Genomic DNA, 15,274 nt, shown 5'->3' on the forward strand with positions numbered 1-15,274 from the left:
ACAAATGAAAACGCCCCGAACCAGTCGGGGCGTTTTCGTTTACCGCATCAGCGCCTTACTTGCCTTCCCAGCGCTTGAGCACCAGGGTGGCGTTGGTGCCGCCGAAGCCGAAGCTGTTGCTCATGACCGTATCGATCTTGGCGTTTTCTTCGGTTTTGCGCAGGATCGGCAGGTCAGCGACCTCCGGGTCCAGCTCGTCGATGTTGGCAGAGCCGGCGATGAAGTTGTTTTCCATCATCAGCAGGCAGTAGATCGCCTCGTGCACGCCAGCGGCGCCCAGCGAGTGGCCCGACAGGCTCTTGGTCGAGCTGATCTTCGGTGCCTTGTCGCCGAATACTGCGCGAACGCCCTTGATCTCGGCAACGTCACCGACCGGGGTCGAGGTGCCGTGGGTGTTCAGGTAGTCGATCGGGGTGTCGACGGTGGACAGTGCCTGCTGCATGCAGCGGATGGCGCCTTCGCCGCTCGGGGCAACCATGTCGTAGCCATCGGAAGTGGCGCCGTAGCCAACGATTTCGGCGTAGATCTTGGCGCCACGGGCCAGGGCGTGTTCCAGCTCTTCGACCACAACCATGCCGCCACCGCCAGCAATGACGAAGCCATCACGGTCGTTATCGTAGGCACGCGACGCCAGTTCCGGGGTTTCGTTGCGCTTGGTCGACAGGGCGCCCATGGCATCGAACAGGAACGACTGGCTCCAGTGCTCTTCTTCACCGCCACCGGCGAAGACGATGTCCTGCTTGCCCCACTGGATCTGCTCCAGGGCGGTACCGATGCAGTGTGCCGAGGTGGCGCATGCCGACGAGATCGAGTAGTTCAGGCCCTTGATCTTGAACGGGGTGGCCAGGCACGCCGAAACGGTGCTGCCCATGGTGCGGGTGACACGGTATGGGCCAACGCGCTTGACGCCTTTCTCGCGCAGGGTGTCCAGCGCTTCCATCTGGTTCAGGGTCGAGGCGCCGCCGGAGCCAGCTACCAGCCCGGTACGCGGGTTGGAAACCTGCTCTTCGGTCAGGCCTGCGTCCTTGATCGCGTCCTGCATCGCCAGGTAGGCGTACGCCGCGGCGTGGCCGACGAAGCGGTATACCTTGCGGTCGATCAGTTCTTCGAGGTTGAGGTCGATGGACCCGGAAACCTGGCTGCGCAGCCCCATTTCCTTGTATTCCGGGTTGAAACGGATACCCGGACGGCTTTTACGCAGGTTTTCGGTGACGGTAGCTTTGTCATTGCCCAGGCACGATACGATGCCCAGACCAGTGATAACGACGCGGCGCATGCGAATAACCCTTAGAAATTGTCAGTGGAAGTGAACACGCCGACCCGCAGGCCTTCGGCAGTGTAGATCTCACGGCCGTCGACGCTGACCGAGCCATCGGCGATGGCCATGTTCAGCTTGCCCTTCAGGACACGCTTGATCTGAATGTTGTAGGTGACTTTCTTGGCCTCTGGCAGTACCTGGCCGAAGAATTTCACCTCGCCCGAGCCCAGGGCGCGGCCGCGGCCCGGCAGGCCTTGCCAGCCGAGGAAGAAGCCTACCAGCTGCCACATGGCATCGAGGCCCAGGCAGCCCGGCATGACCGGATCGCCTTCGAAGTGGCAGGCGAAGAACCACAGGTCCGGGTTGATATCCAGCTCGGCGACCAATTCACCTTTGCCGTACTTGCCGCCTTCTTCGCTGATATGGGTGATGCGATCGACCATCAGCATGTTCGGCGCGGGCAGTTGCGCATTACCTGGGCCGAACAGCTCACCGCGACTGCAGCGCAGCAGGTCTTCCCGAGTAAAGGCGTGTTGTTTGGTCATGCGAGCTCCTCAATAACCCCCTGCGGCAGGGGATGAATCTTCCCGGCCGGCCTGATACGCATCGCGTTCAAGACGGCAGCCTACAGGTAGACTATTGCGTTGTGGTGAAAGTCACAGTGCACCCTGTGAAAGAAGTACAGGTGTGCACTGAAACGTCTATTTTCAGGTCCGATGATGGTCCTGTCCAGTGTTTAAGACTGCCGCACTTTAGCATTTATCGCCAGTCGCGGTTGTCTGACCGGGTAACCAGCGTTCCAGCACCTGCTGCAGCTCGGTACGGCGCAAGGGTTTGCTCAGGTAGTCGTCCATGCCAGCTGCCATGCAACGCTCGCGATCACCCTGCATCGCATTGGCAGTCAGGGCGATGATCGGTAACCCGGTGCCGTTGGGCAATTGGCGGATACGCCGGGTGGCTTCATAGCCGTCCAGGTGCGGCAGCCGACAGTCCATCAGCACGGCGGCAAAGCGCTGGCGGCTGACCAGGTCGACGGCCTCAAGTCCATCTTCGGCTGTGCATACCGCCAGGCCCAGGCTGCGCAGCATGGCTTCGATGACGCTCTGGTTGACCGGATTGTCCTCTACCAGCAGCACCTGATCACTGCCGGGCGCCGTCGTTTTCGCGTGCGTTTGCAACGTCGGCTGGCTGGGGGGAGGGCTGGCCAGGGCCAGCGGCATCTCCAGGGTAAATGTAGAACCCAGGCCTTCGCGGCTTTCACCGCGCAGCTTGCCGCCCATGCGTTCGGCCAAGGTGCGGGCGATCGACAGGCCCAGCCCGGTGCCGCCATAACGGCGGGAGATCGAGCTGTCGGCCTGCTGGAAGGCCACGAACATCATTTCCAGGCGGTCGCTATCGATCCCGATACCCGTGTCGCGCACACTGCAGGTGAGCCAGATCAACTGCCGGTCGAGCACCTGCCAGCGTGCTTCGACCTGAACCTGGCCGCGTTCGGTGAACTTCAGTGCGTTACCGACCAGGTTCAGCAGGATCTGGCGGATGCGCGTGGGGTCGCCGTTCACTTGCAACTGCTCGATGTCGGCCGGCAGTTGCAGGTGCAAGCCAAGGCCACGCTGCTGGGCACTGTGCTGGAACGACAGGACGCAGCTGGTAATCAGCTCACCCAGGTTGAAATTGATGTGTTCCAGCTGAAGCGCAGCGCGTTCGATGCGCGAGAAGTCGAGGATATCGTTGATGACTTTCAGCAAATGCCCGGTGGATTCGCTGGCCACTGCGGTGTAGTCGGCCTGTTCGGTACTTAGCTGCGTGGTTTCCAGCAGCTGCAGCATGCCCAGCACGCCATTCATCGGGGTGCGCAGCTCGTGACTCATCATCGCCAGGAAGTCCGATTTGGCTCGGTTGGCTTGTTCGGCTTCCTCGCGGGCCTGGATCAGCTCGGCAATGGCCTGCTTCTGTTCATCGCTGGCCTGCTCCAGGGCGTTGGCCAGGTTGTTGATATGGCGGGCCAGGTGGCCCAGCTCGCTATCATCGACCACGGGCAGCGGGGTGTTGTACTGGCCCTGCTGTATGGCCTTGACCGCATGGCCCATGTCGCTGATCGGCTTGGCCAGGCTCAGGGCCAGGCGGCGCGCCAGCAAGAAGGTGAACAGCAAGGCGAACAGCGCCAGGATGCCGGCCTTGATCACGATTTCCTGTTGGCGTTGGCTGAAGGCGTCATCGGACATGCCGACGATCACCCGGCCCAGGTAGTCATCGCCGATCGCGGGTGTGGCGGCCTTGCCCTGCTGCAGGAAGTCGCTGTCCAGGCGGATTTGCTGCAAGCGTATGGGCGCCTGGAACACCTCTACGCGCTGCGCGCGGTTGGCGCTTTCGTCGGACTGCTCGACGTATACAAGGATGTGGTTGCGGCTGTCCTGCACCTCGAGGAAGCGCACGTGCGGGATGCTGAGAGTGGCGCGCATCAGGCCTTCGAGCACCTCGTTGTTGCCCGAGATCACCCCGTACTCCGAGGCCGGGGCCAACTGGTTGGCGATCAGCTGCCCGGTGTGGTTCAGCTCCTGGCGCAGGTCCTGGATGCGCACGAAGGTGAAGAAGCTGATCAACAGCAAGGTCAGCAGCAGGGCAGGGCCAAGGCTTATGATTTGCGTGCGGGTGTGGATGTCCCAGCTCAGGCCTTTGCTCATGGGGTGGGCTCTCCTTCGGCCAGGGCCTTGGCGGCGGCGGACGGATCGATCGGTTGCAGGCCCAGGGCGCGCGCCACCTGCTGGTTGCCACTGACGCCGAAACGGGCCGGATACAGGCTGCGCGGCCAGCGCCCCGGAGGCTGGTCGAGCAACTGGTCAAGTACTGCCAGCCAGTCCTCCTGGTCGCTGTAGGTACTGGCCAGGGCGCCGGCGCGAACAAAGCCGGCGTTCGGGCCGATCAGCGCCATCTGCCGGCCATAACTGCTCAGCAACAGGTTCTTCGCAGTCTTGGAGTTGTACAGGTCCGGGTCATCCAGGCCCAGCAGCACATCGCTGTTACCCAGCAGGTGCTGCAGGGGCCGGCTGTCACGCAGGTCGGGCCAGTCCTGGGCAATGATTTCCAGGCCCAGCGGGCGGGCAGCATGGCGCAGCTCTTCGAGCAAGAAACCACTGTGCTCGCCGTACAGCACACCAATGCGCTGGGCCTGTGGCAGCAGGTAGCGCGCCAGGCGCAGTTGCCGGCCCAACGGCGGGTCGCTCCACAGCAAGGTGAGAAACGCCGGGCGCGACTTTCCCAGGCGCTGTTCAGCCTGCACCCGGCTTATTCGCATGGCCAGGGCTGGCGGGCCGGCGTTTTCACCCAGGCGCCACTCCAGGGCAGCACTGTCGAGCAGAATCAGGCGCTGGTCGGTTTTGAGCTTGCCAGGGGGGGGCAGGTCGGCAGTGGTCTGGAAATGCACATGATCGTGCGGCCGACGGCTTTCGAGTGCGGCGACAAAGGTGCGGATGCCGGGCTGGTCTTGCGCGCCTACCAGCAGAATTTCGCTGGCGGACAAGGGCCCCAATGGCCACAGGCAAAGCAGCAACAGGCGCAGCACCAGGGCCATCAGAACGCCAGCTCCGCGCTGAAGCTGAGGCGGTGGCGGCTGTCATAGCGGTTCTGAACGGTTGTGGTCGGCTCGTCGTCCAGGCGTTGTTGCCACAGCGCCGCCAGCTCCAGGTTGCTGCCCTGCACCCGAAGGCGCTTGGCCAGGCGCAGGTCCAGGCGCTCGTAGCGATACTGGTTGAGCGCATCGTCACCGTAGTAGAACAGCGCACTCGACCAGCCATCGCCCCATTCGCGCATCCACCCGGCCGAGCCGCTGTTGCGGGCGCTGAGGCGGCGGTCGTCGGGGTTGCTGGCCCAGGCATCGACATAGGCGTAGGTCAGGCGCAGGCGGTCACGCAGGGTGGGGCGCCAGTCCAGTTGCGCCTCGCTGCCGCTGAAACGTGCCTTGTTGGCGTTGCTGGCGATGTACTGGTTGTTGCGCAGGGGCTCGCTGATCATGCCGGTGATCTCGTCGTAGAACAGCTTCACATCCATGCTCAGGTCGAGGTCGCTGAAATAGCCGTTGTAGCCCAGTTCGCGCGAGCGCATGCGCTCCTGATCGAGGTCGCCCGGGCCGCGGGTCTTGACGAAATACTCACCGTGCTGTTGGCCGAACGCATTGGGGCTGAGGTTCTTGACCGTGTAGCTCCAGTTGATGTTGTTCTCGAACATGTCGGGCGAGCGCACCGCCTCGGAATACACCGCGCGCAGGCCATGGCGCGGGGTAATCAGGTAGTTGACCGCAACGCGCGGGGTCAGTGAGCTGCCCGACAGGCGCGAGTCTTCGAACATCGCCCCGCCCTGCAAGATCCAGTGCTCGTCGGCGCGCCATTCCAGCTGGCCGAACAGGCGCCAGGTCTGGTCGTCGATGCTGCCGTTGAAGTAGGTCTGCGAGTCGGCACGGTCATAGCGGTAGTTCATGCCGCTGAGCAGGCGCAGGCTGTCGGTCAGGCTCAGGGTGTCCTGGATTTCCAGGTCGTAGCGGGTTTCGCGGGTGCTCTGGTCCACATCGCCGCAGACCACGCTGCTGCCGCCCTGGTTGTTCCACTGATCCTTGATGGCATCGACCAGCGCTTGTTCTGCCGGGTTGTTGCTGGGCGGTGGATTGTTGGCACCGCGTGCCACCAGCTCGGCGTAATTGGGGTTCATCTGCCACAGCCGGGTCAGTTCGGGGCTGAACGACAGTGCGGCATCACAGGCCCGCCAGACCTGTTGGCGGTCGAAGTGTTGTGCCGAACCCTGCACATACAGGCTGTGATCGGGGTTGAAATCGATGTTCCAGCGAACCGAACCTGCGTAGTCCTTGGCATTGACGTCGGCATTGTCGCCGCGCTGGGTGACGTAGGGGAATACCGGCTGGTAGGTATAGGGCCGCTGGTTGCTGCCTTCTTTTGCCGCCAGTTGCCATTCCAGGGTCTGGTTCAGCGACAGGTTGTGGCTGGCACTGAGGTTGAAACGGGTCAGCCGGCGGCTGTCCCGGTAATCCTGGCCGAACTGGTCGCGGTCGAAACCGTCGTCCTGCTGGCCTGACAGCGACAGGCGCATGTCGCCGCCGTCCCAGCCGAAGCCGTGGCTGGCATAGAAGTCGTTGATGCCGTCCTCGCCGCGGGTCACCTTCAGCCGTGTGCCATGGCTGTCGGCGGGGTTGCGGGTGAGGATGTTGACCACCGCCATCAGCGCATTGGCACCGTAGCTGACCGTGTTGGGGCCGCGAAACACCTCGATGCGCTCGATGTCTTCCATGGCCAGGGGGATGTCGCTCCAGTCCACCGTGGCCAGGCCAGCCCGGTACACCGAGCGGCCATCGATCAGCACCTGCATGCGCCGCGCTTCGCTGGCGTTGCTGCCGTGGTAGTTGACCGTCGGCTGGTTGCCGGCGCCGTAGCCAATCATCATGCCCGGTACCAGGCGCAGCAGTTCGGGGATGTCGCGGGCGCCGCTGGCGCGGATCAGCTCGCTGTCGAGCACGGTCATGCTGCCCGGGACTGCCGCCGGGGATTGTTTCAGGCGCGTGGCGGTCAGAACCTGCGGCAGGTCGCTGTTGTCGATGAACAGGTCGTCGGCCATGGCCGGGCCACCGAGCAGGGCAGTCAGTATCAGCAGGCGCGGGAACGGGGGCGAGCCAGGGAACACGGGGCAGCCTTGTATCAGGATTGAAACAGGCATGGTAACTGACCTTGGCGTATTTTCCAGTGATCTGCGTCGGCTGTTCTGGCCCTTTCCCGGATGAGCCCGCTTTCACAGCGGCTGAACGCTGTGCTGTACCTGTGGGAGCGGCCTTGCCCGCGAAGAGGCCAGGACTGACACTGGTTCTGTAGCAGGCGAGCCGTATAATGTCGGGGTCGCCACTTAACTTTTGGCTTTAACGGATTGGATATGACTGAACAGCAACCTGTTGCAGTTCTGGGAGGCGGCAGCTTCGGCACCGCCGTGGCGAACCTGCTGGCGGAAAACGGTGTGCCGGTGCGCCAATGGATGCGCGACCCGGCGCAGGCCGAGGCCATGCGCGTCAATCGCGAGAATCCGCGCTACCTCAAGGGCATCCGCCTGCAGGATGGCGTGGAGCCGGTCAACGATCTGCTGGCCACCTTGCAGGCGAGCGAGTTGATCTTCGTCGCCCTGCCATCAAGTGCCTTGCGCAGTGTGCTGGCGCCCCACGCCGAGCTGTTGCGGGGCAAGGGCCTGGTCAGCCTGACCAAGGGTATCGAGGCGCAGAGCTTCAAGCTGATGAGCCAGATCCTTGAAGAGATCGCCCCTGACGCCCGCATCGGGGTGCTGTCGGGCCCCAACCTGGCCCGCGAGATCGCCGAACATGCGCTGACCGCCACAGTGGTCGCCAGCGAGGACGAACAACTCTGCCAGCAAGTGCAGGATGTACTGCACGGGCGCACCTTCCGTGTCTACGCCAGCGCCGACCGCTTCGGCGTCGAACTGGGTGGGGCGCTGAAAAACGTCTACGCCATTATCGCTGGCATGGCCGTGGCCTTGGGCATGGGCGAGAACACCAAGAGCATGCTGATTACCCGGGCCCTGGCCGAGATGACCCGCTTTGCCGTCAGCCAGGGTGCCAACCCCATGACCTTCCTTGGCCTGGCCGGTGTCGGTGACCTGATCGTCACCTGTTCCTCGCCCAAGAGCCGCAACTACCAGGTGGGCCATGCGCTGGGCCAGGGGTTGAGCCTGGAACAGGCGGTCAGCCGCCTGGGCGAGGTGGCCGAAGGCGTCAACACCCTCAAGGTGCTCAAGGCCAAGGCGCAGGAGGTACAGGTGTACATGCCGCTGGTGGCGGGCCTGCATGCCATCCTGTTCGAAGGCCGCACACTGAACCAGGTGATCGAGCACCTGATGCGTGCCGAGCCCAAGACCGATGTCGATTTCATTTCCATCAGCGGTTTCAACTGAGCCCTTGGCGGCTCTGACACGAGCAAGGAGCAACACATGAACGATACGCCCGAACGCGCCCAGCGCGAGTCGATCATCCTGCGGGTGCTGTGGATGCTGGTGTTCCTGGTGGTCTGGCAACTGGCCGAATTGCTGCTCGGCGGCCTGGTGCTGGTGCAACTCATCTACCGCCTGGTGTATGGCGCGCCCAGCGCCAGCCTGATGAACTTCGGCGACAGCCTGAGCCAGTACCTGGCGCAGATCGGCCGCTATGGCAGCTTCCACACTGAGCAGAAGCCCTGGCCATTTGCCGACTGGCCAGCACCGCGTGCCCCGGAAGGCGAGGCGCCGCATGCCGTGGCACCGGCCCCGCACCCGGTGCGGGACGAGGAACCCAAGCTGTGAAGCTGTGGGTGCTGCGCCACGGTGAGGCGGAACCGCGGGCCAATACCGACGCCGAGCGCCGCCTGACCGGCCATGGTCGCGAGCAGGTGCTGCACAGCGCTGCCCGCCTGCTGGGGCAGCCGCTGCAGGCGATTATCGCCAGCCCCTACGTGCGCGCCCAGCAAACGGCGGCGCTGGTGCATGACACGCTGGGTTTCAGGGAGCCGGTGCGTACCGTGCCCTGGTTGACGCCAGAGAGTGATGTGCAGCAGGTCATCGGCGAAATCGAGCGCCTGGGGCTGGAGCATGTACTGCTGGTCAGCCACCAGCCGCTGGTGGGGAATCTGATCGGTGCGCTGGAGCATGGTCACCAACAGCAACCAGCCGCCATGAGCACCGCCAGCCTGGCGGAGCTGGAAGGGGAGTGGCCCTTGGCTGGGCTGATGACCCTCCGAGCGATCAGCCCACCGGTGTGATTCCCCGGCAAATCGATAAGGCAACTGGCATTTTTGTCAGTTGCCGCACTTGATGGCCCCTTGCTAGCGTTGCCTCAAAGCAATCAGGCAGGGAGCAGCGGATGAGCGGTGAAATGCGGGAGCTGTTGAGTTCCCTGGACCTGCAACCCACCGTAGACAAGGTGGAGCAAGGCATTACGCTGGACTTTGCCCAGTACAGCCTGCTGCGCGATTCGGCCGACGCCAAGCTCTACCAGTTGCTGCACAAGGTCAACCGCAACGGCAACCTGGAGCCTGCTACCAGGCAGCAAAGCGAGCGGGACCTGCGCACGCTGCAGGACGCCTGCCTGCGAGTCTCCCACCTGCTACAAACCAGTTGCCTGGCCTTGCGCCGTCTGCAACTCGACTTTCAGGACCAGCGCCTGGCCCGTGAGGCGCTGGAAAGCCAGTTGGCCTACATGCAGGCCTGCTTGCGCCGGTCTTTGGCCAGTTTCGACCGCTCGGCGTGACCTGATAGCCCTCGTTGATGACCTTTCCGAATGTTGCTGAATCGCGCCCCGATGCCGACAATGAGCCATCATCTTCCGTCCGGACCAGGCGCCATGTCGCAGCAGATCTTCTTCGCTCATGCCAACGGTTTCCCTTCGGCCACGTATGGCAAGCTGTTCGCTGCCCTGGCGCCGGACTACCAGGTGCGGCACCTGGCCCAGCACGGCCACGATCCGCGCTTTCCGGTAGACGACAACTGGCAGAGCCTGGTCGATGAGCTGCTGCATCACCTGGCGCAGCAGGACCAGCCCATCTGGGGTGTCGGGCATTCGCTGGGAGGAGTGTTGCACCTGCATGCTGCCTTGCGTCGCCCCGAGTACTACCGCGGGGTAGTGATGCTGGACTCGCCGGTGCTCACCCGTGCCGACCAGTGGCTGCTGCGCACCGCCAAGCGTTTCGGTTTCATTGACCGCATTACCCCGGCCGGCCGCACGTTGGGGCGCCGCGAAGTTTTCAATGACCGCGACAGTGCCCGGGACTATTTTGCTGGCAAGTCACTGTTTCGCCATTTTGACCCCGACTGCCTCGAAGCCTATGTAGAACATGGCCTGCAGGCGATGGAGCAGGGGCTGCAACTGCGCTTCGATCCGGCCACCGAAATCAGTATCTACCGCAGCATCCCGCACACCAGCCCCGCGCCCGCACGGCAGTTGCAGGTGCCGCTGGCCATGGTGCGCGGCGAGCGCAGCAACGTCATTCGCCGTCACCACACCCTGGCGGTGCGCGGTATGCCCAAAGGCGAATACCACAGTGTGCCCGGCGGCCACATGTTCCCGCTGGAGCGCCCGACCGACACCGCCAGCCTGATCAAGGGCCTGTTCGACCGCTGGAGCCAGGCATGAGCGCGCAGGTGCAGGAAGTGCGCCTCAGCCTGGGCCATATCGAACTGGCGGCTCACCTGTTCGGCCCCGAGGACGGGCTGCCGGTAATTGCCCTGCATGGCTGGCTGGATAACGCCAACAGTTACGCCCGCCTGGCGCCGGAACTGAAGGGCCTGCGCATCGTCGCCCTGGACCTGGCCGGGCACGGTTACTCGGAACACCGTCCGCCTGGTGCCGGCTATGCCCTGGCCGACTACGCCCACGACGTGCTGCGGGTTGCCGAGCAGCTGGGTTGGCAGCGTTTCGCCCTGTTGGGCCACTCGCTGGGCGCAATCATTTCGGTACAACTGGCCGGCGCCTTGCCCGACCGGGTCAGCCACCTGGCGTTGATCGACGGCGTCATCCCGCCGACCGGTGCCGAGCAGGACGCAGGCGAGCGCTTGGGGATGGCACTGCAAGCCCAGTTGCGGCTGGATGGCAAACGCAAGTCGGTGTACGCAACGCTGGAAGAAGGCGTGCATGCGCGGATGAAAGGCATGGTCGCGGTCAGCCGCGAGGCTGCAGAATTGCTGGCGCAACGTGGCCTGATGCCGGTACCCGGTGGCTACAGCTGGCGCAGTGACAGCCGCCTCACCCTGCCATCGCCGGTGCGCTTGAGTGAAGCCCAGGCCATGGCCCATGTGCGCCGGGTGAGTTGCCCGGCGCTGTTGGTGGTGGCCGCCGACGGCATGCTGGCGCGCCACGCCGCGTTGCTTGAGCAGCTACCCTTTGAGCAGGTGACGCTGCCCGGTGGCCATCACCTGCACCTGAATGATGAGCAGGGCGCGGCCCTTGTCGCAGACTGTATCAATCGCTTCTTTGGCTTTGCTTGACTTGCACCGGACAAGTGTCGAGGCTTGGCGGGTTGAACAGGGAGACAACCATGCAACTGCCAGACATCCTGGAGCTTCACTTCGGCGCCGCGCGCCGCCTGGTTCGCCAATGAGCGCGCCTGTTGCCATCCGTACTGCTGTCGCCGCCTGCCTGGCGCTGGCCAGCCCTTTGTTGTGGGCGGGCAGCCTGCCGGTGCCGGTGGACGCAAAGGTCGTTGACCAGCGCCCGGCCGTGGAGCAGGAGCGCGTCTACCCCATGGGCCCGCTGCGCAAGATCAGCGGCCGCCTGCGGGTCGAAAACAAGGTCGAGAGCCGCGGCCAGGTCAGCTCGGTAACCTACGAACTGCCAGTCGAACGGACTGCCCGTGAAGCCTTCACCAGTGCCCGCGAAGAGCTGCAGCGTGACGGCGGTTACCCGTTGTTCTGGTGCCAGGGCCGCGATTGCGGCGAGGCCAGCCTGTGGGCCAACGATGTGTTCGCCAATGCCCGCCTTAACGGTGGCGACGAGCAGCAGGCGTTCATCCTGCTGCGCCGCTCGGCAGAAGAGGCCGACACCCTGGTCGCGCTCTACAGCGTCACCCGTGGCAACCGCCGCGCCTACCTGCATGTGGAGGAGTTCGTCGCCGGCAGCCCGCTGGGCGAGCTGCTGCCAACCGCCGCCACGGTGCTGCGCGAAATGCGTGACACCGGCAAGCTCGACTACCCTGACCTTGCTGCACCGCAAGACACCTGGGTGAACCTGCTGGCCCGTAGCCTGAACCTCGACAGCACCTTGCGCGCCAGCCTCAGTGGCGCCCAGGCCGAAGCCTGGCGCGAGGCGCTGGTCAAGGCCGGTGTGCGCAATGGCCGCCTTGAGGTCGGCAGTGCGCCTACAGACGGCCTGCACCTTGAACTGATCCGTTGAACGAGCGCCCCCATGGTTAACAACGATCGCCTGCTGGTCCAGATTCTGCTGCTGGCGTTACTGGGCGCCGGCCTGTGGGTGATGGCACCGTTCATTTCGGCATTGCTGTGGGGGGCCATCCTGGCCTTTGCCAGTTGGCCGTTGATGCGCTTGCTGACCCGTGTGCTGGGCGGGCGTGAAACCCTCGCGGCAAGCCTGCTGACCACGGCCTGGATCCTGATCGTGGCACTGCCGCTGGTGTGGCTGGGGTTCAACCTGGCCGATCACATTCGCGATGCCACGGCGTTTGTACGTGACGTGCAGGTCGATGGCCTTCCCGATGCGCCGGCCTGGCTGGGTGGCATTCCATTCGTGGGCGAGCGGCTGGTCAACGGGTGGCAATCGCTGGACCAGCAGGGCGCGGCCTTGCTGGCCTCGGCCAAGCCCTACTTCGGGCAAGTGGGCAACTGGTTGCTGGCGCGCAGTGCGCAGATCGGCAGCGGTGTACTGGAACTGACCCTGAGCCTGGTGTTCGTGTTCTTCTTCTACCGCGACGGGCCGCGTCTGGCAGCCTTCGTGTTGCGCTTGCTGCACCGCCTGATGGGCGAGCGCGGCGAGTATTACCTGGAGCTGGTAGCCGGTACCGTGCAGCGGGTGGTCAACGGGGTGATCGGGACGGCGGCCGCACAGGCGCTGCTGGCGCTGATCGGCTTCCTGATTGCCGGGGTGCCCGGGGCGATCGTGCTGGGCCTGGTGACCTTCATGCTCAGCCTGATCCCCATGGGCCCGCCACTGGCCTGGATCCCGGCCACTGCCTGGCTGGTGTGGAAGGGCGAGTACGGCATGGCGGTGTTCCTGGGTATCTGGGGCACCTTCGTCATCAGTGGCGTGGACAACGTGCTCAAGCCGTACCTGATCAGCCGTGGCGGCAACCTGCCGCTGGTGATCGTGCTGCTGGGTGTATTCGGTGGCTTGCTTGCCTTTGGCTTCATTGGCCTGTTCATCGGGCCGACCTTGCTGGCGGTCGGTTACAGCCTGCTGCTGGACTGGAGCCGTAACGCCGCACAGCAGCCGCCACAGCAGTAAGCCTGTAACGGCCTCTTCGCGGGCACGCCCGCTCCCACAGGTACTGCACAGTCTTCATGGCCTGGGTTGCACCGGTGGATTCACCGGCGAAGAGGCCAGCACAGGCAGCCCAACAAGCTGATTTTTACGCATTCTTTATACCTCCCCCCATCCCCAGATCTCGCCCCTTTACGCCCCTCCCTAAGACAATTTCCTCAAAGCGGCCCAAGCCGTAACACGGGGAGAACCACTCATGAACATGCTCGACGGGCTGTCACTGCTGCTGGCAGTGGCCTTGGCGTTTTATCTGCTGGTGGCGCTGCTGCGCGCCGATCGCAGCTAGGGAGCGACCATGCACAGTTACGATTTCGCCTTGCTCCTGGCGTTCTTTGCCATCGTGCTGCTACCGGCACCCTGGCTTGGGCGGTTCTACTTCAAGGTCATGGAAGGCCAGCGCACCTGGCTGTCGCCACTACTCGGCCCGGTCGAGCAAGCTTGCTACCGGCTGGCGGGGGTGAACGCCAGCCAGGAGCAGAACTGGCGGCAGTACACCCTGGCCCTGCTGGCCTTCAACCTGGTCGGGTTCCTGCTGCTGTTCGCCGTGCTGTTATTGCAGGGCTACCTGCCGCTCAACCCGCAGCACCTGCCGGGCCAGGAATGGTCGCTGGCGTTCAATACCGCCGTCAGTTTCGTGACCAACACCAACTGGCAGGCCTACAGCGGTGAGGCCTCGGTCAGCTATTTAAGCCAGATGCTCGGCCTGACCGTGCAGAACTTTGTCAGTGCTGCCACCGGCCTGGCCGTGCTGGTTGCGTTGTGCCGTGGCATTGCCCGGCGCAGCACCTCGACGCTGGGCAACTTCTGGGTCGACATGACCCGTGCCACCCTCTACTGCTTGCTGCCGCTGTGCTTGCTGTTGGCGCTGTTGCTGGTATGGCAGGGCGTGCCGCAGACCTTTGCCGACTATGCCCATGCGCTGACCTTGCAAGGTGCTGACCAGACCATTCCACTGGGGCCGGCTGCCAGCCAGATCGCTATCAAGCAATTGGGTACCAATGGTGGCGGCTTCTTCGGCGTCAACTCGGCGCACCCGTTCGAAAACCCCACGGCCTGGAGCAACCTGTTCGAGGTGGCTTCGATCATCCTCATTCCGGTGGCCTTGGTGTTCACCTTCGGCCACTACGTGAAGGACCTGCGCCAGAGCCGCGCCATCCTCGCCTGCATGCTTGCCCTGTTCCTGATCGGTGGCAGCACGGCGTTGTGGTCCGAGCATCAACCCAACCCGGCGCTGCAGAGCCCGCAGGTGCAGCAGACCGCCCCACTGGAGGGCAAGGAAAGCCGCTTCGGCACCACCGGTTCGGTGCTGTGGACGGTCACTACCACCGCGGCCTCGAACGGCTCGGTCAACGCCATGCACGACAGCCTGAACCCGCTGACCGGCATGGTGGCGATGGTCAACATGATGGTCGGCGAGGTGATCTTCGGCGGCGTCGGGGCGGGCCTCTACGGCATGCTGCTGTTCGTCCTGATCGCGGTGTTCCTGGCCGGGCTGATGATTGGCCGCACCCCGGAATACCTGGGCAAGAAACTCCAGGCCCGTGAGGTGCAGTTGCTGGTGGCGACCCTGCTGGTGATGCCGGTCGGCGTGCTGGTGCTTGGCGCCATTGCTGCCAGCCTGCCAGGCCCGGCGGGGGCGGTCACCAATCCGGGGGCGCATGGTTTCAGCCAGCTGCTGTACGCCTATACCTCGGGCACGGCCAACAACGGCTCGGCGTTCGCCGGTTTTGGCGCCAATACGGTGTACCACAACCTGATGATCGGCCTGGCCATGCTCATCGGCCGCTTTGGCTACATCCTGCCGATCCTGGCCTTGGCCGGCAGCCTGGCGGCGAAGAAAAGCGCGCCGCAGGGGCAGAACAGCTTCCCCACCCACGGCCCGCTGTTCACCGGCCTGCTGCTGGTGACCATCCTGCTGGTCGGTGGCCTGACCTTCCTGCCGACCCTGGCCCTTGGGCCAATCGCCGAACACCTGAGCCTGGGTTTTTGAGGACCGA

Annotated in this window: 15 protein-coding genes; 10 read left to right on the forward strand and 5 right to left on the reverse strand. The window is 64.2% G+C overall.

The genetic code is table 11. The annotated features are described in order from the left end of the window. Positions 1-55: 55 nt before the first annotated feature. The 5 genes from fabB to ACN6NG_RS07710 form a co-directional block, all read right to left on the reverse strand. Positions 56-1,276 (reverse strand): beta-ketoacyl-ACP synthase I, encoded by a 1,221-nt coding sequence (gene fabB / locus ACN6NG_RS07690; RefSeq protein ID WP_341796330.1) that lies wholly within the window; start codon positions 1,274-1,276, stop codon positions 56-58. Positions 1,277-1,287: 11 nt separating this feature from the next. Then, entirely contained in the window at positions 1,288-1,803 is a 516-nt protein-coding gene (fabA, locus tag ACN6NG_RS07695; RefSeq protein ID WP_016498706.1) for a 3-hydroxyacyl-[acyl-carrier-protein] dehydratase FabA, read from the reverse strand. Positions 1,804-2,010: 207 nt separating this feature from the next. Beyond that, positions 2,011-3,942 (reverse strand): ATP-binding protein, encoded by a 1,932-nt coding sequence (locus ACN6NG_RS07700; RefSeq protein ID WP_063424488.1) that lies wholly within the window; start codon positions 3,940-3,942, stop codon positions 2,011-2,013. Next, the gene (locus tag ACN6NG_RS07705) at positions 3,939-4,829 is read right to left on the reverse strand and encodes a hypothetical protein (protein WP_063424487.1); all 891 of its coding nucleotides are present in this window, start codon (positions 4,827-4,829) and stop codon (positions 3,939-3,941) included. The genes ACN6NG_RS07700 and ACN6NG_RS07705 overlap by 4 nt, the downstream gene beginning before the upstream one ends. Next, on the reverse strand, positions 4,829-6,976 hold the full coding sequence (locus ACN6NG_RS07710; protein ID WP_474313394.1) for a TonB-dependent receptor plug domain-containing protein: 2,148 nt from the start codon (positions 6,974-6,976) through the stop codon (positions 4,829-4,831). The genes ACN6NG_RS07705 and ACN6NG_RS07710 overlap by 1 nt, the downstream gene beginning before the upstream one ends. A 210-nt stretch (positions 6,977-7,186) precedes the next feature. On the opposite strand from ACN6NG_RS07710, the gene ACN6NG_RS07715 reads away from it, so the two are divergent. From ACN6NG_RS07715 to kdpA, 10 genes are all read left to right on the forward strand, one after another. Further along, on the forward strand, positions 7,187-8,212 hold the full coding sequence (locus tag ACN6NG_RS07715; protein WP_049276011.1) for an NAD(P)H-dependent glycerol-3-phosphate dehydrogenase: 1,026 nt from the start codon (positions 7,187-7,189) through the stop codon (positions 8,210-8,212). Positions 8,213-8,248: 36 nt separating this feature from the next. Further along, positions 8,249-8,596: a DUF4389 domain-containing protein gene (locus ACN6NG_RS07720; RefSeq protein ID WP_016498711.1), complete on the forward strand. Its 348-nt coding sequence runs from the start codon at positions 8,249-8,251 to the stop codon at positions 8,594-8,596. Further along, complete coding sequence (sixA, locus tag ACN6NG_RS07725; protein WP_016498712.1) at positions 8,593-9,051, forward strand: phosphohistidine phosphatase SixA; 459 nt, start codon at positions 8,593-8,595, stop codon at positions 9,049-9,051. The genes ACN6NG_RS07720 and sixA overlap by 4 nt, the downstream gene beginning before the upstream one ends. A gap of 101 nt (positions 9,052-9,152) precedes the next feature. After that, positions 9,153-9,539, forward strand: coding sequence for a hypothetical protein (locus ACN6NG_RS07730; RefSeq protein WP_169725152.1), 387 nt, complete (start codon positions 9,153-9,155; stop codon positions 9,537-9,539). 93 nt (positions 9,540-9,632) lie between these two features. Then, the gene (locus ACN6NG_RS07735) at positions 9,633-10,421 is read left to right on the forward strand and encodes an alpha/beta fold hydrolase (RefSeq protein ID WP_016498714.1); all 789 of its coding nucleotides are present in this window, start codon (positions 9,633-9,635) and stop codon (positions 10,419-10,421) included. After that, positions 10,418-11,272, forward strand: coding sequence for an alpha/beta hydrolase (locus tag ACN6NG_RS07740; RefSeq protein WP_197897854.1), 855 nt, complete (start codon positions 10,418-10,420; stop codon positions 11,270-11,272). Before ACN6NG_RS07735 ends, ACN6NG_RS07740 begins: the two co-directional genes overlap by 4 nt. A 109-nt stretch (positions 11,273-11,381) precedes the next feature. Beyond that, the gene (locus ACN6NG_RS07745) at positions 11,382-12,176 is read left to right on the forward strand and encodes a DUF4892 domain-containing protein (RefSeq protein WP_016498716.1); all 795 of its coding nucleotides are present in this window, start codon (positions 11,382-11,384) and stop codon (positions 12,174-12,176) included. Between the two features lie 12 nt (positions 12,177-12,188). Beyond that, entirely contained in the window at positions 12,189-13,241 is a 1,053-nt protein-coding gene (locus tag ACN6NG_RS07750) for an AI-2E family transporter (RefSeq protein WP_063424481.1), read from the forward strand. A gap of 232 nt (positions 13,242-13,473) precedes the next feature. Further along, positions 13,474-13,563: a K(+)-transporting ATPase subunit F gene (kdpF, locus tag ACN6NG_RS07755; protein ID WP_003251485.1), complete on the forward strand. Its 90-nt coding sequence runs from the start codon at positions 13,474-13,476 to the stop codon at positions 13,561-13,563. A gap of 9 nt (positions 13,564-13,572) precedes the next feature. After that, positions 13,573-15,267: a potassium-transporting ATPase subunit KdpA gene (gene kdpA, locus ACN6NG_RS07760; protein WP_197897856.1), complete on the forward strand. Its 1,695-nt coding sequence runs from the start codon at positions 13,573-13,575 to the stop codon at positions 15,265-15,267. Positions 15,268-15,274: the final 7 nt, after the last annotated feature.

The sequence above is a fragment of the Pseudomonas sp. TSO6 genome (assembly GCF_056098905.1).